The organism is Pseudomonas sp. GW823-FHT02F05 (genome assembly GCF_058797315.1).
The window spans coordinates 124,538-145,149 of sequence record NZ_JBXAJM010000013.1 but is presented as its reverse complement, the minus strand read 5'-3'; the positions used below and the strand labels follow the sequence as shown (position 1 = coordinate 145,149).

Sequence of the window (20,612 nt, the reverse complement as noted above, 5' to 3'; positions counted from 1 at the left end):
ATCTCAGGCGCCCCGTTAAACCACGCTGGCCGGAATTCGACAGGGATTTGGGGGGGTAAACCGGCAGGGATGCCGGTTTAGCCGCCCCGCGCCATGGATGGCGCGTGGCGGCGGCCCCCCAAATCACTGGCGGATTACGGGCACACCGAGCCTAAGCGAGGTGCCGAGTGGTGGGGCAAGAGCGCTTTGCTTACTTTTGTCTGGGCCGGCATTCCGGCTTTTCGAAAGTGAGCCGCCGTCAGGGCGGAACCCTAAGTGGCCGTTACCGCAGCAATGGATATGTACACCATCCAACTGTGTTGACTGCCAGGCCGCCTTCGCGAGCAAGCCAGCTCCCACAGGTTTGACCGCATTCCTTTACACTGCCCCCCATTCATCCCCGGGGGCTTCATGGACATCGAACTGGCACGCACCTTCCTCGAAATCACCCGCTGCGGCAGCCTGGCCGCGGCGGCCGAGAAACTGCACGTCACCCAGACCGCCATCACCGCTCGTGTCAAAAACCTCGAGAACCAGCTCGGCTGCACGCTGTTCGTGCGCAATCGTGCCGGTGCGCGGCTGACCGCCGACGGCGAGGCCTTCGTGGTATATGCCAACCAGTTGCTGCAGACCTGGGAAGCCGCCCGTCGTGACCTGCCATTGCCCGATGGCTATCGCAATGTGCTGCATATCGGCGGTGAAGTCAGCCTGTGCAACCCGTTGATGCTCGGCTGGGCCAAGGCGCTGCGCGAGCACATACCAGGCCACGCGCTGCGCACCGAAGTGCGTGAAGGCGAGTACCTGCTGCGCCAACTGGAGCTGGGTGTGCTCGACGCCGCCTTGGTGTTCCAGCCGCAATACTGGCCCGGCTTGCAGGTGGAGCAGGTGCTGGAAGAAAAACTGATTCTGGTGCAACTGGCGAGCAAACCCTCGCCCTACGTGTATATCGACTGGGGCCAGGGTTTTCGCCAGCAACACGACGCCGCCCTGCCCGACCGTGCGCGTGCCGCGCTGAGTTTCAACCTGGGGCCGCTGGCGTTGCAGTACATCCTGGAGAATGGCGGGGCTGGTTACTTCCGCACGCGGGTGGTGCAGAGCTACCTGGACAGCGGCGTCATGCAGCGCGTGGCCAAGGCGCCGGAATTCAGCTTTCCGACCTACCTTGTGTATTCGCGGGCGCGAGATTCAGCGGTGTTGCAGCAGGCTTTGGAACTGCTGCGCGAAGTGGTGAAGGCCGAAGGCGACTGGTCGCAACGCTGGGATCCGCTGATTTGAATCACTCTACGCTTGCGCACATGCTAGCCTGCTGGTGTTTACTCTCGCAGTCTTACCGATGAACAAGAAAAAGTCCGTCACCATCAGCGACATTGCCAAACGGGTCGGCATGACCACCATTACGGTGTCCCGCGCTTTGAGCAAACCCGACCTGGTCAAACCCGCCACCCTGGCGCGCATCCTGGAAGTGGCACGCGAGCTGGACTACGTGCCCAACGCCTTCGCCCGCGGGCTCAAGCGCAGTGAAAGCCTGATCATCGGGGTCATCACCGCATCGGTAGACAACCCGTTCTACAGCGAGATGATCAAGGCGATTTCCCGCGAGGCGAAAAAGCACGGCTACACCATCATGCTGGTGGACACCGATGAGCTGGAAGAACTCGAAAGCAAGGCAGTCGATACCCTGCTGGGCTATCGCGTGGCGGGGATCATCCTGTCGCCGGTCTCCGACGAGCCGAGCTACCAGCCCGACTATCTGGAGCGCCTGGGCAACGGCAAGACCCCGGTGGTGCTGCTCGATCGCACGATCCACGACAGCCCGTTCAGCCGCGTGGTGCTCGACAACTACCACAGCGGCCTGCAAGCCGCGCACTACCTGTTACGCCAAACCCCGAACCTCAAGCGCCTGCTGGTGCTGACCGGCCCCGAGCACTCGCGTATCAGCGTGGAACGCCTCAAAGGCCTGCGGGAAGTGCTGGCCGCACACCCCGACATTCAGGTCGAGGTGCAAGCGGGCGACTACACGCTGATGCCGGCTTACCTGCATACCCTCGATTACCTGGCCGCACACTCGGCACCGGACGCGATCATGGGTTTCAACCAGTTGATCACCCTGGGCGCCCTGCGTGCGTTGCGTATGCATAACATCGCCCATGACAGCCTGACCATCTGCGGCATCGACCGCCTGCCCTTCGCCGATATCTTTGGCGTGCCGATTGCCTGCGTGGCCCACGACGCGTCCCTGGCCGGCAGCAGTGCGGTGCGCCTGCTGCTTGATCGCCTGCAAGACCCGCACAAGCCACGGGACAAAGTGGTCATCGCCGGGCAGTTGGAAAACGGCTAGCGGCTGGTGTAGCCGCCGTCCACAGGCAGGCTCACGCCACTGATCATGCTGGCCGCGTCGCTTAGCAAAAACAGCACCGGCAGCGCCACTTCCGCCGGTTGCGCAAAACGCCCCAAAGGAATCGCTGCCAGCGCCGGGTCGCGCTTGGCCGGGTCGGACCAGGCCATGGTCGCCATGGGCGTCAAGGTCACGGTGGGGTTGACGCTGTTGACGCGTATGCCAAAACGGCCCCACTCGGCGCATTGCACGCGGGTGATCGCATCCAGTGCAGCCTTGGAGGCGCAGTAGCTCAGGTGATCATCCAGCGCCACCAACGACGCCTGGCTGGAGACGTTGACGATGCTGCCGGCCATGTTCGCCTCGATCATCTTTGCCGCGACCCGGCTGGCCACTTGCGCAGCGGCGCGGGCGTTGACATGCATTACCTGGTCGAAGGCGTTGGCGCTGATGGCAGCGGCGGGCTCCAGGCGTGAGATACCGGCGCAGTTGACCAGGCCGTGCAGAGGCGGCAAATCTTGCAGGGTTTTGTCGAGGGCGATGCTGTCAGCGATATCCACGCACAAGGTGCGGCACCCCAATGCCGCCAACGCCTGGGCATCGCGACCGAGAGCGAAGACTTCAGCGCCGCTGGTGATCAGTTGCTGGGCAATTTCGCGACCGATGCCGCTGCTGGCACCGGTGACGAGGATGCGCTGGTACGAAAAGTCGAAGGTGGTAGACATAAATAAAGATCTCAAAACCAATGAAGACCCACTGTGGGAGCTGGCTTACCTGCGATAGCGGAGTGTCAGTCTCCTTATCGGGTGCTGATACACCGCTATCGCAGGCAAGCCAGCTCCCACAGTTTTGGACGGTGTTGAATCAGGTGGCTTGCAGGTTGTGCATGACCGGTTTCAGGGCCGGATACAGCTTCAGGTACTCGGCAAACGCCCGGTCATAGGTCATGACATTCTCCCGCTTGGGCTGCGCCCGCAATTGCAACTGCACCCAACCCGTGTCCATCTGCCCATCACTCACCAACCCCATCGTATGCGCCGCCAACAACGCCGCGCCCAGGGCTGCTTCTACCTCCTGCACGATCGTGTACACCGGGTAGCGTGTGACGTCGGCGATGATCTGCATCCACAGGTCCGAATGGCTCGCCCCGCCCACCACAATCAAGCGCGGGTCCAGGGAATGCGCGCCCTGGCTGCCCGCTTCGATATTGTGGCGCAGGGCAAAACTCACGCCCTCCAGCACCGCGCGGTACAGGTGAAAGCGGCTGTGGTAGAGGTTGAGCCCGACAAAACTGCCGCTGGCGCGGTCATCCCACACCGGGCTGCGCTCGCCCATCAAGTAAGGCAAAAACACCACGCCTTCGCTGCCTGCCGGAATCTTCATCGCGCTCTGCTCCAGCAGCGCCAGGCTGTCTTGCCCCGTGGCCTGGGCCTGCTGTTCTTCGGCCTGGCAGAACTGCTCGCGAAACCAGCTGACCGAGGCCCCGGCGGTGATCGCACCGCCGAAGATGTACAGGTCGCGGTGGCCGTTGTAGACGTGGGGCATGCTCACCAAACCGTGACGTGCATCCACCTGCTGGTTCAGATAGCCCCAGCACATGCTGGTGCCGATCATCGCCACATGATTGCCTGGCTGAGTGACACCCGCCGCCAGGGTCGCCATGGCCGCGTCCACGCCCCCAGCGAGAATCGGCGTGCCCGCCTGCAAGCCCAGGCGGGCGGCCCAGTCTGCAAGCAAACCACCCACCACCTCGCCGGAATACAGCAACCGCTCGGGCATCATCGACTGCGCGATACCCAACGCCTCCAGCATCTCGCCTGACCAGTTGCGCGCCGCCACGTCGTAGACACCGCCGATATTCCCGGCGCTGCTGTGGTCCACCGCCAACTCGCAGGTCAGGCACCAATTGATGTAGCTGTTGGGCGGCAACAGGTAACGGGTATTCGCCCACACCTGAGGCTGGTGCTGCTTGAGCCAGAGCATCTTGGTGAAGCCGTAGTAGCTGTCCACCGAATTGCCGGTGATGGCGAACAAGCGCTCCAGGTCCACATGCTCACGCACCCAGGCCACCTGCTCGCCGGCGCGGCGGTCCATCCAGATCAGGCACGGGTGCAACGGCGTCATCTGCGCATCCACGGCAATGCCCGAACCACCGTACAAACTGCTGATGCACAGCGCCTTGACCTGCGGCGCCGGTACCCCGGCCTTGGCCATGCACTGGGCCACGCAAGTTTCGACAGCATCCAGCCACACCTGCGGCCACTGCTCGGCCCAGCGCACTTTCGGGGTGTCCACCCGGTAGCCTTGGCTATGCTGGGCGATGATCGTGCCCTGGGCATCCACCAGCAGCGCCTTGGTGCTCTGGGTGCCAATGTCTACACCGATGACGTAGTCCATCTCAGAGCACCGGCTTCAACAGCACCTTGATCGACTTGGTCGAATTGGCCAGTTCAAACGCCTCGGCCCAGTCGTCCAGCGGGAAATCATGGGTGACGATGCCTTGGGAGGTGACCAGGCCACGCTCGAACAGGTCGATGGCGATGGGGTAGCAATACGGGCCCAGGTGCGCGCCGCGCACGTCGAGCTCCTTGCGGTCGCCGATGATCGACCAGTCCACACTGGTCTCGGCGCCAAACACGCTGAACTCGACAAAGCGCCCGAGCTTGCGGATCAGGTCCAGGCCCTGGGTGACGCCGGCCGGTACGCCGGTGGTTTCGATATAGACGTCACAGCCGTAGTTGTCCGTCAGCCCGTTGATGATCTCGCGAGCGTTGTCACGGGCGGGGTTGATCACCACATCGGCGCCGAACTTTTTCGCCAGTTCCAGGCGCTCGTCGACCATGTCGATCACCACCAGTTTTTTCGGGGTCTTCAGCGCGGCGACCTGGACCATGCACAGGCCCAAAGTGCCCGCGCCGGCAATCACCACCACGTCGTCGAGCTGGATATCGCCACGGTTGACGGTATGGATCGAGCAGGCCATCGGCTCCACCAGCGCCGAGTCTTCCAGGGACACCGACTCAGGGATCTTGTGCACGATGGCGGTCTTGGGAATGCGCATGTACTGGGCCATGCCGCCTTCGGCCACTTCGCGCTGGAAGCCGAAGATATTGTGCACTTCGCACATCCAGTATTTGCCCGATTTGCAGAAGCGGCACTTGCCACACGGCACGATCTGTTCAGCGATGACCTTGTCACCGACCTTGACCTCAAAGTGCTCCTCGGCGCCCTCGCCGGCTTCGACCACATAGCCGAAAAATTCGTGGCCCGGTACTACCGGCGCCTTGACCCAGGGGTTGTCGCCGCCCCAGAACATCGCCGCGCCCGAGTGGCACTTGCAGTCACTGGCGCAGATGCCGCAGGCGGCGATACGGATCACCAGCTCATTGGCACGCGCCTGGGGTTTGCCGATGCGCTCCAGGCGGTAGTCTTTCGGGCCGTGGCAGACGACGGCTTGCATGTGAGTGTGCTTGTCCATGTGTTCGGTCCTGTGTAGTGAGGTATTAACGATGGCGCTGACGGCTGATGAAAATCGCCAGCAAGATGATCCCGCCCTTGATCACGCTCTGGACGTAGGGCGACACGCCAAGCATGTTCAAACCGTTGTTCAACACGCCCAGCAGCATGGCGCCGAGCAAGGTGCCGATGATCACTCCGCGGCCGCCGGCAATCGACGCACCACCCAGTACCACGGCGGCAATCGCATCCAGCTCGAACGACACGCCGGCATTCGGCTGGCCGCTCATCAAGCGCGAGGTGAGCACCAGCCCGGCAATCGCGGCGGTGAAGCCGCTGATGCCATACACCAGCAGCTTGAAACGCGCCGCTCGCACCCCGGACAAGCGCACCGCTTCTTCATTGCCGCCGATGGCGTAGATGTAGCGGCCGATGCGGGTGTGTTGCAGCAGCACATAGGCCGCCAGGTAGGTGATCAGCATGATCAGGATCGGCACCTGCAGGCCAAACACACTGGCGCGACCGAAGAATGCGAACCACTCAGGCAAGCCGGAAATCGGATAGCCGTCGGTGTACATCAGCCCGAACCCGCGGGCGATGCCCATGGTCGCCAGGGTGACGATGATCGGCGGCATATGCAGGTACGCCACGAACAGCCCGTTGCCGATGCCGAAGGCCACGCCCACCAGCAGCCCGGCGCCAATCGCCAGGCCCGGCGGCAACCCGGCGACCATCAGCCCGGCGGTCAAGGTGCCGGACAACGCCATCACCGGCCCCACCGACAAGTCGATGCCACCGGTGAGAATCACGCAGGTCATGCCCACCGCGATGATTGCGTTGATCGACACCTGGCGGGCGATGTTGGAGAGGTTGCTGGCGGTGAGGAAGGTGTCACTGGCGAGGATCATCACCAGGGTCACCACCACCAGCCCGACAAAGGGATAAAACGCCGGCGAACGCAGCAGCCGCGCCAGGTTCAGGCGCAAGCGGCCGGTGCCGGCGGTGTTAATGGACGTATTCACTTGAGCCCCCTGTTGCATGGCGCATGACCTCTTGAGGATTGACGGCGGACGCTTCCAGTACCTTGACGATGGCGCCCTTGTGGAACACGGCGACGCGGTCGCACATGCCGATGACTTCGGGCAGCTCGGAAGAAATCATGATGATCGCGTAGCCCTGTTCGGTGAGGCTGCGCATCAACGCGTAGATCTGCGCCTTGGCACCCACGTCGATGCCGCGTGTGGGTTCGTCGAACACCAGCACGTCGCAGTGGTGGTTGATCCAGCGGGCGATCACGACTTTTTGCTGGTTGCCGCCGCTGAGGTTCACCACAAGGCTTTCGCCACTGGGTGCCTTGATCGACAGCTGGCGCATCAGCGCTTCGACGCTGGCGCACTCGCGGGCCTTGTCGATCAGGCCCGAGGCGTGCTGATACTTGGGCAAATTGTTCAGCGAGATATTTTCGCGAATGCTGAAGGCGGTGATCAGCCCTTCGCTCTTACGGCTTTCCGGTAGCAGGCCAATGCCGTGGGCCAGGGCTTGGGCCGGGTCGTCGAGGCTGACTTTTTCCCCGCGCAGCCACACGTCTTTGCTCACCGTGGGCAGCGCGCCCATCATGCCCAGGGCCAGCTCGGTGCGGCCCGAGCCCACCAGGCCGGCGAAGCCCAGGATCTCGCCCTTGTGCACATTGAAACGGTTGTGGGGGCCGTTGCGCACCAGCTGGATATCCTTGACCTCCAGCAGCAACGGGCCGCGTGCGGTAGTGGGTTTAGGCGGAAAACTGCACTCCAGGCGGCGGCCGACCATCATCTCGACCAAGTGATCGATATCGCTGTCGGCCACTTCGGTAACGCCTGCATTGCTGCCGTCGCGCAGGACGCTGATGCGGTCGCAGACCTGGAAAATCTCTTCCAGGTGGTGCGAGATAAAAATCACCGCCACGCCCTGGCGCTTGAGTTCGCGCATGATGCCGAACAGCAACTCGGCCTCACTGGGGGTCAGCGTCGCGGTTGGCTCATCGAGCACCAGCAGGCGTGCGTCCAAAGCCAGGGCCTTGGCGATTTCGACAAACTGCTGCTCGGCCACGCTCAGGTGCTTGACCGCGCAGTGCAGATCGATGCTGACCCCGAGGCGCTCGAACAACGCCTGCGCCGCCTCGGCCATTTCGCGTTTGCGCAACAGGCCGAAGCGGTTGCTCAGCTCATGGCCAAGGAAGATATTTTCTACCGCCGTGAGGTAGGGAATCAGGCTGAATTCCTGGAACACAATGCCAATCCCGGCGGCAATCGCATCCCGATAGGTCGCAAATTTTCGGGCCTGCCCGTCGATAAAAATTTGCCCTTCGTCCTGATGCTCGACCCCGCCTAGAATCTTCATCAGGGTGGATTTGCCCGCGCCATTTTCCCCGAGCAAGGCGTGGATTTCGCCGCGCTCCACTTGCAGGTTGATGGCCTTGAGGGCCTGCACCCCCGGGTAACGCTTACAGATGTTTTCCAGCTTCAGAAGACTGCTCATACCGCCGACCTCGCACTCAGAAGGAAGACCTGGGCCCCACGAACTACGCGGGGCCTGGGGGGGTTACCAGCTGAAGTCCTTGGCCTTGGCCTGGTCGATCAGGGTGATGTCCACCGGCACGCTGGCCGGTACTTGGGCGCCCCACTTCTTGGCCAGGGCGATGCCCAGTGCTAGGCGGATCTGGTCGCGGGGGTATTGGGCCGAGGTGGCGATGAAATGGCTGCCGGGTTTCTGGATCGCCTTGATCGCTTCCGGCGCACCGTCGACGCTGACCAGCTTCACGTCCATACCGCTGGCTTCGATGGCCGACAGCGCGCCGAGAGAGCCATTGTCATTCACGCTGAAAATGCCCTTGAGGGTAGGCTGGGCCTGCAACATGTTTTCGGTGACGGTGAGGGCCTGATCGCGTTCCTGTTTGCCGTTCTGGATGCTGACAATCTTGATGTCCGGGTGCTTGGCCACCGCCTCCTTGCAGCCGCGCACACGTTCGAGGATCGGCACCACGGCGATGCCGTCAAGGATAGCGATATTGCCTTTGTCACCGATGGTTTTAACCAGGTACTCACAGGCCTGGAAACCAGCGTCGAAGTTCTTCGAGCCCACGAATGAATCCAACGGGCCATCTGCCTGGGCATCCACCGCCACCACTACTACGCCGGCAGCATGGGCCGACTTGACGGCCGATTGCACGCCGACCGAATCAGTGGGGTTGATCAACAGGATGTCGATGCCCTTTTGCAGCATGTCTTCGACATCACTGACCTGCTTGGACACGTCGTGGCGGGCGTCGGTGATGATCAACTTGGCACCGATGGTCGCGCCGGCTTCTTCCAGGGCGTTTTTCATGGTGACGAAATAGGGGTTGTTGATTTCCTGGAACGAGGCGCCGATGCGGATGGGCTTGGCAGCGTCGGCAAACGCGGGGGTCGCGCTGCCCAGGGTGATGCTGGCGACCAGTAAACACAGGGTTTTCGGGAGCATTTTCATGGCGTGGGTCTCTGTTTTGTTTTTATTTTTAGAGCAAATGTTATCGTTAACATTTTTCCAGAAACTAACAAGTAATTCAGACCTGTGCAAGCCTCCACTGGTCGGCCTCGGGCAAAAATGTGGGAGCCGGCTGCCTGCGATGGGGCAGTGTCAGCCTTCTTATCTGGCACTCATACGTCGCCATCGCAGGCAAGCCAGCTCCCACAGGGGATGCGGTGGTCAGTAAAAACTCGCACATCCGCTTACGCCAACTAAGCTCAGCCTCAAATAAAAACACAGCGAGCAGCCGGCCATGCCCCACCCGACCGAGACTTTCCGCGACCGTTACCGCGCAAGCGTCAACCCGCGTTACAACCCCTGGCTGCACGCCGCATTCGTGCTTGGCTACGGCATCGCCTGCATCACGCTGGCCTGGTCCTCCACCGCCGATATCACCGCCCTGCAGTGGCTGACCGTGCCCCTGACCCTGCTGTTCTTCAACCTGTGCATCTACCTCGTGCACCGCCACCTGGGCCATCACAAACATGCATTCGCCCGGCTGTTTTACGCACGCCACACCGGCGATCACCACAGCTTCTTCACCCCCGGCCACATGACCTACGACAGCCCTCGGGACTGGCGCGTCATCCTGTTTCCAGCCTGGCTGATCATGCTGCACAGCCTGGCCATCACCCTTCCCGCCTGGTGGCTGCTCAGCGAACTGAGCACCAACGTTGCCGGGTTGTTTGCAGGCTGCATGATCCTTGGCTACCTGCTCTACGAAGTGTTCCATGCCTGCGAACACCTGCCTGCCGAACACCCGGTGGCACGCCTGCCATGGATTCGCCAGATGCACCGCCTGCATGCCTTGCACCACCGTCGCGAGCTGATGCAGGGGCGTAATTTCAACATCGTGCTGCCATTGATGGACTATCTGTTTGGCACTTTGTATTGGGAGCCGCGTTCTCACGATAGCCAGAAATGATCAGGAAAAAGCCACAAAAAAGGGGCAGCCTCTAGAGGCCGCCCCTTCTACTTCACATCACGCTGTCAGTGGATGATGTCCTGAGTGCAGATATGCCCCAGGCTGACGTATTGCACATTCTCACCGCCAACGCCCACACCAGGGAACTCAGCCAGCTCAATGCGCCAGCCACCCTCGTTGTAGGTGGTACGCCACTTGTACGGCACACCAGTGCTGCTGTCGTTGATCACCGTTGTGTAGTCACCGAAGCACGTACCGATATTAGCCGTGGCCTCTGATACACCCGCGCTGTTGGTAGTCGCTTTGTAGTCAACCCAACGGTAGTTCAAGTCGACGAAGTGGTTATCGACGCGCAATACCGGCGTGACCCCCAGCAGCGGCGCGCCGGTGGAGTCCGACCATTGGGTCGACCAGTTCAACAGCCGAGCGGTTTGCGTGGCCAGCCACACTTCCGTCACCCGCACGATGTTGTCACCTTTGACACTGCTGGTGTTCAAGCGCGGTGTGGAACCCAGGCTCAGTTGGTAATACTTGCTCGGGTCCTGCGCCACCGCCGGGTTGGCCCGTACACGCACCTTCACCGTGGTGCCCGGCGCGACGCTCGGGTAGGTCGAGGTAGAACCGGCCGGCACGGTGACCCAGTTGGCGCCATCAAAGCGGTCGAAGATCCACTGGTTTCGGCTGCCGTTCTCGTCGCCCGCCAGGTACATACTCACGCTTTGGCCACGGACCGCCGTGAAGTCGAAGTAATCGACATCGTTGGCGCTGTCGAGATTGCCGCTGACCTTGTTCATCGAATCGGGCAATACGAACGCGGTTTGCGCGCTGTCGTTGGGCTCGAACGCGTCGATGTTGCTGTCCACCGCCACGCCGAAACTGAACTGCGCGTTATCCGCGACCTTGGCCACCATGTACCAGTAGTAGTCGCCGGCCGGCAGCACACCGTTGAGGTATTCATCGGCATTGCCTGCGGCATCCGACGAACCGACCACACTCAGGTTGCCCTGGCCGTCATCCTGAAACAGGGTCAGCGACATATCCGCGCCTGCACTCTGGTTGACCAGTTGCACCTGCACTCGTGCGTTCTGCGGCAGGTTGAAGTGGTAGGCAAACTCGTTACCGGCCTGCACCGCATCGACGGTGTAAAGCGTGTTGATATCCAGGGTTGGAAACAGCGGTTCAAACGCCGCGATAGCCGCACCTTTCAACGCGCCTTGCGCCGGCTTTTTCAACTCACTCACCACGCTGTCGAACGGCTCGGACTTGAGGGATCGGGTCACGGCCTTGGACTGACCAGACTTGGCCACCAGCAGTTTTTTCTTGAGTTCGGTCGAAACCTTCGAGGCGTCCAGCTTGCCGCCGGACTTGAGCGCTTTGTTCACGGCCTGCTTGACCGCTTCGGCACTGAGTTTCGCAGGCGCTTGATCAGCCAGGGCAAAGGCCGAAACGAAGCAGGAGGCCATCATGGCCGCGCCTAGCATAAAGGCTTTTTTCGATTTCATTTTTTATCCATCCATAGTTAAAAAATTGAAGCTCAGGTAACCGGTGACATCCGGTCACCTGGGATGGACTGTAGGATAAGACTGTATGCATGTACAGTATTTTTTTTGAAAAGCCTGTACGAGTATTACCCGTCGAGTCGTAGGGCAAAACTACCCTGCTATACCCCCTAATACCCCGTCATCTCCAAATACCCCACCCCACCCTCAAACCGCACCGGCCCTTCCCAGTACGGAATACCCAAGTCCATCCACGCCTTCGGGTTGACGGCCTCGGTGGTGATGTCCAGCTGTTTGCCGGGAATTTTCAGCGACCAGCGTATGGGAATGTTGCGCCCGTCGATGGCCGTGGTGGTCAGCGGTGTGAGTTGGATATCGCTGTTGTGCAAGGTCTCGGTGTGGCCCTGGGCGTCGATCCAGGTGCCGGTGAGGTAACCGTCGCTGTCTTTCTGCCGCACGCGAAACAGCATCAGTTGCGCGCCGCGGTCCAGATGCAGGGAGAACCAGTCCCAGCCGGTCTGGCTGGCGGCAAGGGGTTGGCTGCTCCATTCGCGGTCGAGCCAGGCTGGGCCGCTGACCTGGTAGGTGTGGCCGTCGAGGTTGACGCTGCCGCTGGCGGTGAAAAACGGCTGGCTGTAGTAGTACGACGCCTGGCCCTGGTCGGATTTGCGGCTGTAGCCATGGTCGCCTTGCAGCACCAGCGGGCGGCTGGAAGTCAGGTGCAGGTCGTAGGCAAATTGCGCGCCACTGGCCTTGAGTTGCATGTCAGCCAGGGGGCTGGCGGCGCCGGGGCGGGTGGCGAAGTTCCAGTCGTCGATCCAGGCGTTGAACGGCTCTGCCTGAGCCCCCGCCTGGCCGACGCCACCCCGGGCCAGGCGTTCGGCGGCGTAGTGGCGGGTGGCGGAGGTGACGGCGGCGTGGCCGAGCCACACGGTTGAATCGCGCCAGCCCGGTTGGACGGGGCCGGCCTTCAATGCGTTGCGAAACAGCGTCCATTGCACGCCGAAGACATTGCCCTGGGCATCCTTGAGGTTGGCCGTGACGTACCACCATTCGATACGAAAGCCGTCGTGGGGCCCGTGGTCCTCGGGAAAACTGAAGACTTTGCCGGGCACCACCTGGGCAAAGTCCGCCGCATCGCTGCCCAGCCCGGCGAAACTGTCCTCGGGTGCGGGCGCCTGGTCGCAGCCGCTCAGCAGTAACCAGGCGATGCACGCCAATGCCTTAATCTTCATGGGCGAACGTCCTCAACAAATCCGCCGGACGGCTGCGGTACAACTGCCATAAGGGCCAGGCCGACGCGAGCAAGGTGGCAAGCATCGCCAGCCCCAGCAATTGCGCAAGCTGCCCGGGGAATACCTGCAGCGGCAGGCGCCAGCCGAAGGCCTGCACGTTGATCACCGCATCCAGGCACCACGCCAGCAACAGCCCCAGCGGCAACGCCAGGATCAACGTGAGTACCGCCAGCAGCCAGGTCTGGCCGAGGTTGAGCAGCATCAATTGTCGGCGAGTCACGCCCAGCGCCCACAACGGCGCGAGTTGGCCGAGTCGGCTTTGGCTCTGGGTCAGCAGGCTGATGAACAGCGCCACGCCGGCGACGCCAAGGGTCAGGCTGTTCAACGCGGCGGTGGCAGCGAAGGTGCGTTCGAAGACCTGGCTGGACCACCCCTTGAGTTGCTGTTGGTCGACGATGCGGCTGTCTTCCAGGGCGAACTCACGCTGCACTTCACGGATCAGCGACGGCACGTCGGCGGGCGCTACCCGCAGGTTGAAGCGTGCCGGTGAGAGCGTCGGCCAATGCGCCAACAGGTGCCGGGCATTGACCAGCAGATGGCCCTTGGGGTTGCCGTAGTCGGCATAGATACCGACGATCTTCGGCGCCCAGGTGCCCTGCGGCGTGGGGATGGAAACCGTGTCGCCCAGTTGCACCTTCAGGCGTCGCGCCAGTTGTTCGCTGAGCATCAGGCTGTCGTCTTGCAGCAAGCGGTCCCAGGGCGCGTCCACTGCCTCCAGCAACGGCCAGTGTTGACGATAAGTGGGGTTGTCGACCACGCCGAACACCTCGGCGGGCCAGCCTTGCAGTTGCACCGCCACCTGCCAGGCGGGCAATACGGCCTGCACCAGGGGCTGACGGGTCAACCACGTCTTCAGTTGCTCGGCCTGCTGCGGATTTTGCGGGTTGAGGTACAGCTCGGCGGTGAGGCGTTGCTCCAGCCAATGGGTGAAGGTCTGGCGAAAGCCCGAGGTCATGGAGCCGGCGCCGATATTCGCCGCCAGGGCCAACAGCAACGCCATCAGCGCCAGGCTCAAGGCCGGCAGTTGCTGGCGGCAATCGGCCAGGAACCACTGGCCCAGTACCGAGCGACTACGCCCCAGCACGGCTTTCAATAACCCGTTGAGCAGCACCGGTAATGCCAACGCCGCGCCCAACAGCAAGGCCGCCATCAGCACAAACCCGGCGGCCAGGCTATCGCCCAGCCACAGCGCCAACAACGCGATCGCCAGGGCCGCGGACGCCACCCACCCCTGGCGCCGCAGCCAGCGCCCATGGGCTTGATGCCAGGCTTGGGCGTTGGCCAGCGCCAGTAACGGCAAACGCGCTGCGCGCCACAGGCTGCTGGCTCCGGCGAGCAACGCGCCGAGCAGGCTCACGCCCAGGCCGGCCAGCCACCACCAGGGGCTCAAGTTCAATTGGCCGGCGACTTCGGCGCCGTACAGGCCGCGCAAACTGGCGGCGACATCCGGCAGCAACAGGCTGGCCAGCAGGTAGCCGCTGGCGATACCGAGCACACCGCTCAACACCGCCAAAGCGCCCAATTCGACGCCCAGGCTCAGGATCAGCATGCGTGCGCTGACTCCACAAGCGCGCAAGGTTCGCAGCAGGCCACGGCGCTGTTCCAGGGCCAGTCCGATGGCCGCATGCACGATAAACAGCCCCACCACAAAGGATAAAAAACCCACCGCATCCAGGTTCAGGTGAAAGCTTTCGGTGAGGCGTGACAGGTTGCTGTCCTCGCCCTGCTTGAGTTGCAACGCGGCGGGTGGCGTGGGGTGGTGGGCGGCGAAGGTGTTGTCCAACAGTAGGCGCGACAGGCGCCCAGGCATGTTAAGCAGGGGTTGGGCAAAGCCGATATCGGTCAGCAGCAGGCCGGGCGCCATATCGGCCTGTACCTGCAACGGTGGCAGGCGTTGCCCGGTGGACGTCAGCGGCTGCTCGCCCGCCTGCAACCCCAGCGCCTCTAACGTTTGCGCAGCGACCCAGGTACGCCCCGGCGGCTCGAAAAACGCCAGCATCTGCGCCTGGCTCAAGCGTTGCCCCGCCACGCTGCCGCTGCCGGGTAACGACACCGGGTCGATGCCCATCAGTTGCAGACGCTGCTGCTCACGCCCCTGGAGCACCACCCGCCCCTGCACCACCGGGGATACCGGCCAGCCGGCGCGGCGCAGCTCGGCAAACAGTGCCTGGGGGAAACTGGCGGCGTCCGGCGCAACCAGGCTGGCTTGGGGTTCGCCACCGATCAATTGGCTGGCACGTGCGTAGCTGTCCCGCGCCTGGCTGTTGAGGGCCTGCACGCCGGTCAGTAGCGCGGTGGCCAGCCACAGGCCGGTGAGCACGCTGAAAAATTGCACCGGATGACGCCGCCAGTGGCTCAGCAACGCGCGCAGCGTCCAGTAAAACAGCGCCATCTCAGCGAGCGTCCATCGGCACGACACGCCCACGGTGCAGCACCACTTGCCGGTCAAGCCGTGCGGCCAGGCGCGGGCTGTGGGTGACCATCAGCAGGCTGGTGGGGCTGTCCCGCAGCAGGTCCAACAGCAGTTGCAGCACTTCATCGCTGGTGGCTTCGTCGAGGTTGCCGGTGGGTTCGTCAGCCAGCAACAAACCCGGCCGCGAGGCCAGCGCCCGCCCGACGGCAACCCGTTGCTGCTGGCCACCGGAGAGTTGCTCGGGGTAACGCCGGAGCAAGTCGCCCAGCCCCAGGCGCTCCACCAATTGCGCTTGCCAGTGCGGGTCGAAACGCCCCGCCAGCCGCGCCTGGAACGCCAGGTTGTCTTCCACGCGCAAGCTGCCGATCAGGTTGAACTGCTGGAAGACCAGGCCGATTTGCGTGCGGCGCCAATGGGCCAGTTGCCCTTCGTTGAGTTGGTCAAGGCGCTGCTCGCCGATGCGGATGCTGCCGGCGTCCACTCGGTCCAACCCAGCCACCAGGTGCAGCAAGGTGCTTTTGCCACTGCCCGATTCGCCCATCAGCGCCAGGCTGCTGCGTTCACCCAGGTGCAGGTCGACGCCAGCCAGAACAGTCAGCGGGCCTTGCGGGGTCGCGTAGTTTTTAACAACACCTTGCACCTGCAACATAAGAACGCTCATCTGAAGGACCAGCAATGAGAATAACGGCTGACGCTCGTGCCTACGCAAATTTTTCACATGGATTTCACCGTCTGCCCATCCACCGAACTTTAAAGTGCCCGCCAACTCGTGGTGACTCACAACTTATTAGTTAATCCAAGTGACACTCTTAACATGCAAGTGTTCAGCAAAAAGACAGCGGTGCTGTGACAGTCTCCTGCCTCACCAAGGGCAACTGCCCAATCGTGCAGCCTTTTTATAAACACAATAAACAGTGCCGAGGATGAACCGCGTGGCAGACATGATCCTGGCCAATCCCCAACCCAAAAGGTCAAGGTTAAAACGCCTGAGAAAATACCGCCTGCACCTGCTTGGCATCAGCGTTACCGCCTTGTTGTTGACGGGTTTTTTATTCTGGCCCAGCTCGCCCCTGGACCTGGGCGTGGGCAATCGCCTGGTGACCTCCGGGGTGCTCGCCAGTTGGCGTGAGGGTGAGCTGGTGGTGCTGGTGCGCCATGAGGAGCGCTGCGACCGCTCGGCCAACCCCTGCTTCGGCCCTGCCGATGGCCTGACCATCAACGGCACTGAACGCGCCGTTGAACTGGGCAAAGCCTTTGATTCATTGGGCATGGCTCTGACCGACGTGCTCAGCAGCCCCACCACGCGAACCGCCCAGACGTCACTGTTCATGTTCGGCAAGACCGAGCTGTCCCCCGGCCCGCTGGCCATCTGCGGCGACGCCATGGGCGGTGAAATCCTCGGCCACAAACAGCCGGGACGCAACCTGATGCTGATCACCCACAGCGCCTGCATGAGCGACTTCCAGACCAGCCTCGGCTTCCCTCACGCAGCCGCTGCAGAGTACGGCAGCGCACTGTTCGTCAAGGTGCTGCCCAACGGCACCTTCAAGGCCCTGGGCACCATGAACAGCGAAGAGTGGACCGCCGCACTTAAAAAACTTTAATTACACTTGTTTACATATTAAGCCTTGAGACGTTCAGCAAAACGACAGCCCCACTCTGGCATGTTTAGCCGCGCCTGTTAGTTATGCTCTCCAACAACAACTTAGTGACCCTTACGATGCTTCGCCCTATTAAGTTAATACCGCCATTGCCCGTACTTGAACGTTATGGAGCGATGTGCGCATGCCCCGCATAAACCCTGTGTCCTGGCTATTGCTGGGCGTTGCCGTGTTCTTCCTGTTGCCCCTGGGCTTTCACGGTTTATGGACGCCGGACGAAACCCGCTACGCCCAGGTCAGCCAGGAAATGCTGATGAGCGGTAACTGGGTGGCGCCGCACTTCATGGGCGTGCGTTATTTCGAGAAGCCCGCCGCCGGCTATTGGCTGATCGCCCTTGGCCAGGCGGTGTTCGGTGAAAACCTCTTCGGCGTGCGTATCGCCTCAGTGCTGAGCACGGGCTTGAGTGTGGTGCTGGCCTACCTGCTCGCCCGTCGCGTGTGGAACGAGCCGCGCAAGAGCTTTGCCTGCGCCCTGCTCTACCTGAGTTTTGGCCTGGTGGCCGGGCAAGCCGGGTATGCCAACCTCGACCCGCAATTCACCCTGTGGGTGAACCTGAGCCTGGTGGCGTTGTGGTTTGCCCTGGACTGCCGCACGCCATGGGAACGCCTGGGTGCCTGGGCGGTGTTGGGCGTGGCCTGCGCCATGGGGTTCATGACCAAAGGGTTCCTGGCCTGGCTGTTGCCGGTGTTGATCGCCGTGCCCTATCTGGTCTGGCAGCGGCGCGTCGGTGAGTTGATGCGCTACGGGCCGCTGGCGGTGCTGGTTGCCGTGCTGGTGTGCCTGCCATGGGCCCTGGCGATCCACCTGCGCGAACCGGATTACTGGCATTTCTTTTTCTGGCATGAGCATATCCGCCGCTTTGCCGCCGACAACGCACAGCATGCTCGGCCGCTGTGGTTCTTCCTGCCAATCATGGTGGTGGCATGCCTGCCGTGGGCTGCCTTGCTACCCGGCACCCTGCTAAAAACCTGGCAGGAAAAGCGCCAGCCGGCGATTGCCTTTCTCGCCCTGTGGCTGCTGCTTCCCCTGGGCTTTTTCAGCCTGAGCAAAGGCAAATTGCCGACCTACATCATGCCGTGCCTGTTGCCCCTGGCCTTGTTAATGGGCCACGGTCTGATCGACCTGATCAAGCAAGGCAAGGCGCGCACGCTAGTCATCAACGGCGCGCTCAATTTCGTGCTTGGCATGACGGCCATGGTGGTGCTGATCTACCTGCAAATCACCCGCCCGCTGTACAGCAATAGCCATGCGGAGATGTTCAACCTGTCCCTGACGTTTATCGTGCTGCTGGGCTGGATCCTCGCCAACCTGTTGCAAGCGGTGCGCCCGCTGACGTTGTGGGCGATGCCTGCCCTGGGCATTGGTTTGCTGGTGGCATTGCTACCGGCGGGCATGCCGGCTCTGATCCAAGATAACGAGATGCCCGACCAGTTCGTGCTGGAACATCTGGACGAACTGCAACCTACCCGTGCTTTGCTGAGCAATGACCTGGGCCTGGCATCGGCCTTGACCTGGCGCCTGCGCCGGCCCGATGTGGCGTTTTATAACACCCAGGGAGAGCTGCGCTATGGCTTGAACTACGAAGACGCGGCACAGCGCAAAGTCACGCCGGACAGTGTCCAGGCCTGGTTGGCCGAGGCCCGCCAACACGGGTCGGTCGGCGTGCTGATGCAGGTCAAGAGCACCAGCGAACACCGTGAAGAAGGGCAGTTGCCGCCCGGCGGCAAACGCTATCGCAAGGGCAACCTGGTACTGACGATTTACTCCCAACAACCTTGAATGCAGCGCCTGCCACGGGGAACATCCCATGAGTTTCTGGAAAACCGAACGCGGCGCCCTGGTGTTACTGCTGGGCACCTCGGCCTTGCTGCTCTTGCTGGGCCTGGGCAGCCGCGAACTGTGGGGGCCGGAAACGCGCTGGGCGAATATCGCCTTGCAGATGCTGCAAAGCGGTGACTATTTCGACCCATACCTCAAAGGCACGCCGTATTACGACAAACCCCTGCCCTCCTACTGGCTGATCACCGGGTTTGCCCATCTGCTCGGCGGCCTCGGCCCGTGGTCGCTGCGCCTGTCATCGGTGATTGCCGCGTGGTTGAGCATCTGGCTGGTGTACCTGATCGGTGAACGCCTGTTTCGTAAAGGCACCGGGCTGATTGCCGGGTGGATGCTCGCCACCACCTTCTACTTCCTGTTCTGGGCCCGCGTGGCCACCGCCGATGTCCTCACCGTGTGCGGCGTGCTGGCAGCGGTGTGGTGGTATTGGCGTGGGCCGGATGACACGCGGTTGGGGCGCTACACGGTGTTTTTCCTGTTGCTGGCCGCCACCTCACTGTTCAAGGGCTTGATCGGTGTGGTGCTGCCGGGCCTGGTGCTGTTGCCACACTTGCTCAGCGAACACCGCTACAAACGCCACCTCAACCTGCGCTTGGTGCTGGCCCTGCTCATCGCAGGCATCGTGTACGCGATTCCCTTTGTACTGTCCCACCGCTACGGCGCCCCCACTTACGGCGAGAGCGGCCTGGAGCTGGTGTTCCGCGAAAACGTGGTGCGCTTCTTCGACCCCTTCGACCATATGGGGCCGATCTACACCTACCTGATCTACCTGCCGGTCTACACCCTACCCTGGGCACCCTGCTGGTTACTTGGCCTGTGGCTGGCCGTGCGCAACTGGCGCAAGGCGCCGCCCAACGTACGCTGGCTAGTGTGGGGCCTGGGCCTGTTGTTTGTATTCTTCACCGCCAGCGGCAGCCGCCGCAGCTACTACGTGTTGCCGCTGGTGCCCTTCGCCCAACTGCTCGCCGCCTGGTGGCTGAGTGAACGCCTGCACAAAAAACCTTCGAGCTGGCCGCGCTGGCAAACAGGCATTGGCCTCAGCGCAGGCCTGCTCTTGCTGGTGCTGGGCGTGATCTACCCCTGGACCAACGGCAACGGCGGCGTCACCCGCTTCGCCGCCGACCTGCAAGCCCAGGCAGAAAAAAGCGCACCCTGGAACCAATGGCAACTGGTGCTGGTAGAGGTCGACAACAAACTGCCCATGTACCTGCAAAACCACGGCAAACCTTTCTACTACGTCAGCGAAAGCCAGGACTTCCCGCGCCAGGGCGACAGCGCCGCATTCATGGCCTGGCTGGAGAAAACCAGCGGCCAGGGGTTTGATCCGCAACGCACGATAATCGTCGCGCAGTATTCCAAGGACGAGCCCGCGCCGTTGGCGTTCCTGGGGGTGGATCATCAAGTGGTGACGACGCAACCGGATAATGGGGAGCGGTTGTTCAAGGCGCGTGAGGGAGGGAGTGTGGCGTTTGTTCCGGGGATACGCTGAGGTACTGTTGCTTGCTGGCCTTTTTTCATGGCGAAGAACCTGGCCGTGTGGCACTTGTTGGAGATAGCCAAGACTACGGTAGATCGCTCTCTGTAGGAGCGAGCTTGCTCGCGAAAAACTCACAGGCGCCGCGTTTACTCAGAAAGCCCGCGTTATCGTTGAGGTGTTTCGCGAGCAAGCTCG

At 62.2% G+C, this 20,612-nt stretch carries 16 protein-coding genes; 6 read left to right on the top strand and 10 right to left on the bottom strand.

Going from position 1 to position 20,612, the window contains the following annotated elements:
• The first annotated feature begins 390 nt into the window (after positions 1-390).
• Together AC1RAC_RS17005 and AC1RAC_RS17000 are read left to right on the top strand one after the other, a co-directional pair.
• Positions 391-1,254 carry a LysR family transcriptional regulator gene (locus AC1RAC_RS17005; RefSeq protein WP_057974976.1) on the top strand — a complete coding sequence of 288 codons (864 nt, stop codon included), beginning with the start codon at positions 391-393 and terminating at the stop codon, positions 1,252-1,254.
• A 58-nt stretch (positions 1,255-1,312) separates the two neighbouring features.
• Positions 1,313-2,317 carry a LacI family DNA-binding transcriptional regulator gene (locus tag AC1RAC_RS17000; RefSeq protein ID WP_034128167.1) on the top strand — a complete coding sequence of 335 codons (1,005 nt, stop codon included), beginning with the start codon at positions 1,313-1,315 and terminating at the stop codon, positions 2,315-2,317.
• Here the strand turns inward: AC1RAC_RS17000 and AC1RAC_RS16995 are convergent.
• The 6 genes from AC1RAC_RS16995 to AC1RAC_RS16970 all read right to left on the bottom strand — a co-directional run bounded on the left by AC1RAC_RS16995 (position 2,314) and on the right by AC1RAC_RS16970 (position 9,271).
• Positions 2,314-3,039: an SDR family oxidoreductase gene (locus tag AC1RAC_RS16995; protein WP_492616798.1), complete on the bottom strand. Its 726-nt coding sequence runs from the start codon at positions 3,037-3,039 to the stop codon at positions 2,314-2,316. The two genes, AC1RAC_RS17000 and AC1RAC_RS16995, sit on opposite strands and share 4 nt — an antisense overlap.
• Before the next feature lie 139 nt (positions 3,040-3,178).
• Positions 3,179-4,711, bottom strand: a complete 1,533-nt coding sequence (locus tag AC1RAC_RS16990; protein WP_492616797.1) for an FGGY-family carbohydrate kinase — start codon at positions 4,709-4,711, stop codon at positions 3,179-3,181.
• Position 4,712: 1 nt separating this feature from the next.
• On the bottom strand, positions 4,713-5,792 hold the full coding sequence (locus AC1RAC_RS16985; RefSeq protein WP_034128169.1) for an alcohol dehydrogenase catalytic domain-containing protein: 1,080 nt from the start codon (positions 5,790-5,792) through the stop codon (positions 4,713-4,715).
• 25 nt (positions 5,793-5,817) lie between these two features.
• Entirely contained in the window at positions 5,818-6,810 is a 993-nt protein-coding gene (locus AC1RAC_RS16980; RefSeq protein WP_054897444.1) for an ABC transporter permease, read from the bottom strand.
• Complete coding sequence (locus AC1RAC_RS16975; protein WP_054917458.1) at positions 6,776-8,284, bottom strand: sugar ABC transporter ATP-binding protein; 1,509 nt, start codon at positions 8,282-8,284, stop codon at positions 6,776-6,778. Before AC1RAC_RS16975 ends, AC1RAC_RS16980 begins: the two co-directional genes overlap by 35 nt.
• A 63-nt stretch (positions 8,285-8,347) precedes the next feature.
• On the bottom strand, positions 8,348-9,271 hold the full coding sequence (locus AC1RAC_RS16970) for a substrate-binding domain-containing protein (RefSeq protein ID WP_492616796.1): 924 nt from the start codon (positions 9,269-9,271) through the stop codon (positions 8,348-8,350).
• Positions 9,272-9,563: 292 nt separating this feature from the next.
• Between AC1RAC_RS16970 and AC1RAC_RS16965 the strand changes: the two genes are divergently transcribed.
• Positions 9,564-10,235 (top strand): sterol desaturase family protein, encoded by a 672-nt coding sequence (locus tag AC1RAC_RS16965; RefSeq protein ID WP_181125102.1) that lies wholly within the window; start codon positions 9,564-9,566, stop codon positions 10,233-10,235.
• Between the two features lie 65 nt (positions 10,236-10,300).
• Here AC1RAC_RS16965 and AC1RAC_RS16960 read toward each other — a convergent pair whose 3' ends face one another.
• The 4 genes from AC1RAC_RS16960 to AC1RAC_RS16945 form a co-directional block, all read right to left on the bottom strand.
• Entirely contained in the window at positions 10,301-11,737 is a 1,437-nt protein-coding gene (locus AC1RAC_RS16960; RefSeq protein WP_054897425.1) for a pre-peptidase C-terminal domain-containing protein, read from the bottom strand.
• 167 nt (positions 11,738-11,904) lie between these two features.
• A complete protein-coding gene (locus AC1RAC_RS16955) occupies positions 11,905-12,969 on the bottom strand; it encodes a lipocalin-like domain-containing protein (protein WP_197900681.1) in 1,065 nt (354 codons plus the stop codon).
• Positions 12,959-15,421 carry an ABC transporter permease gene (locus AC1RAC_RS16950; protein ID WP_054897423.1) on the bottom strand — a complete coding sequence of 821 codons (2,463 nt, stop codon included), beginning with the start codon at positions 15,419-15,421 and terminating at the stop codon, positions 12,959-12,961. The genes AC1RAC_RS16955 and AC1RAC_RS16950 overlap by 11 nt, the downstream gene beginning before the upstream one ends.
• 1 nt (position 15,422) lies before the next feature.
• Positions 15,423-16,091 carry an ABC transporter ATP-binding protein gene (locus AC1RAC_RS16945; protein WP_020301318.1) on the bottom strand — a complete coding sequence of 223 codons (669 nt, stop codon included), beginning with the start codon at positions 16,089-16,091 and terminating at the stop codon, positions 15,423-15,425.
• A gap of 274 nt (positions 16,092-16,365) precedes the next feature.
• Between AC1RAC_RS16945 and pmrG the strand changes: the two genes are divergently transcribed.
• From pmrG to AC1RAC_RS16930, 3 genes are all read left to right on the top strand, one after another.
• Positions 16,366-17,046, top strand: coding sequence for a lipopolysaccharide core heptose(II)-phosphate phosphatase PmrG (gene pmrG / locus AC1RAC_RS16940; protein ID WP_089042201.1), 681 nt, complete (start codon positions 16,366-16,368; stop codon positions 17,044-17,046).
• Positions 17,047-17,227: 181 nt separating this feature from the next.
• Complete coding sequence (gene arnT / locus AC1RAC_RS16935) at positions 17,228-18,883, top strand: lipid IV(A) 4-amino-4-deoxy-L-arabinosyltransferase (protein WP_197900679.1); 1,656 nt, start codon at positions 17,228-17,230, stop codon at positions 18,881-18,883.
• A gap of 28 nt (positions 18,884-18,911) precedes the next feature.
• Positions 18,912-20,429: an ArnT family glycosyltransferase gene (locus tag AC1RAC_RS16930; protein WP_492616795.1), complete on the top strand. Its 1,518-nt coding sequence runs from the start codon at positions 18,912-18,914 to the stop codon at positions 20,427-20,429.
• The last annotated feature ends 183 nt before the right edge of the window (positions 20,430-20,612 follow it).

What these genes read in the sequence shown, in the direction of transcription:
- AC1RAC_RS17005 (WP_057974976.1), top strand. Translation starts at nt 391, where the DNA reads ATGGACATCGAACTGGCACGCACCTTCCTCGAAATCACCCGCTGCGGC.
- AC1RAC_RS17000 (WP_034128167.1), top strand. Translation starts at nt 1,313, where the DNA reads ATGAACAAGAAAAAGTCCGTCACCATCAGCGACATTGCCAAACGGGTC.
- AC1RAC_RS16995 (WP_492616798.1), bottom strand. Translation starts at nt 3,039, where the DNA reads ATGTCTACCACCTTCGACTTTTCGTACCAGCGCATCCTCGTCACCGGT.
- AC1RAC_RS16990 (WP_492616797.1), bottom strand. Translation starts at nt 4,711, where the DNA reads ATGGACTACGTCATCGGTGTAGACATTGGCACCCAGAGCACCAAGGCG.
- AC1RAC_RS16985 (WP_034128169.1), bottom strand. Translation starts at nt 5,792, where the DNA reads ATGGACAAGCACACTCACATGCAAGCCGTCGTCTGCCACGGCCCGAAA.
- AC1RAC_RS16980 (WP_054897444.1), bottom strand. Translation starts at nt 6,810, where the DNA reads ATGCAACAGGGGGCTCAAGTGAATACGTCCATTAACACCGCCGGCACC.
- AC1RAC_RS16975 (WP_054917458.1), bottom strand. Translation starts at nt 8,284, where the DNA reads ATGAGCAGTCTTCTGAAGCTGGAAAACATCTGTAAGCGTTACCCGGGG.
- AC1RAC_RS16970 (WP_492616796.1), bottom strand. Translation starts at nt 9,271, where the DNA reads ATGAAAATGCTCCCGAAAACCCTGTGTTTACTGGTCGCCAGCATCACC.
- AC1RAC_RS16965 (WP_181125102.1), top strand. Translation starts at nt 9,564, where the DNA reads ATGCCCCACCCGACCGAGACTTTCCGCGACCGTTACCGCGCAAGCGTC.
- AC1RAC_RS16960 (WP_054897425.1), bottom strand. Translation starts at nt 11,737, where the DNA reads ATGAAATCGAAAAAAGCCTTTATGCTAGGCGCGGCCATGATGGCCTCC.
- AC1RAC_RS16955 (WP_197900681.1), bottom strand. Translation starts at nt 12,969, where the DNA reads ATGAAGATTAAGGCATTGGCGTGCATCGCCTGGTTACTGCTGAGCGGC.
- AC1RAC_RS16950 (WP_054897423.1), bottom strand. Translation starts at nt 15,421, where the DNA reads ATGGCGCTGTTTTACTGGACGCTGCGCGCGTTGCTGAGCCACTGGCGG.
- AC1RAC_RS16945 (WP_020301318.1), bottom strand. Translation starts at nt 16,091, where the DNA reads ATGTTGCAGGTGCAAGGTGTTGTTAAAAACTACGCGACCCCGCAAGGC.
- pmrG (WP_089042201.1), top strand. Translation starts at nt 16,366, where the DNA reads ATGAACCGCGTGGCAGACATGATCCTGGCCAATCCCCAACCCAAAAGG.
- arnT (WP_197900679.1), top strand. Translation starts at nt 17,228, where the DNA reads ATGCCCCGCATAAACCCTGTGTCCTGGCTATTGCTGGGCGTTGCCGTG.
- AC1RAC_RS16930 (WP_492616795.1), top strand. Translation starts at nt 18,912, where the DNA reads ATGAGTTTCTGGAAAACCGAACGCGGCGCCCTGGTGTTACTGCTGGGC.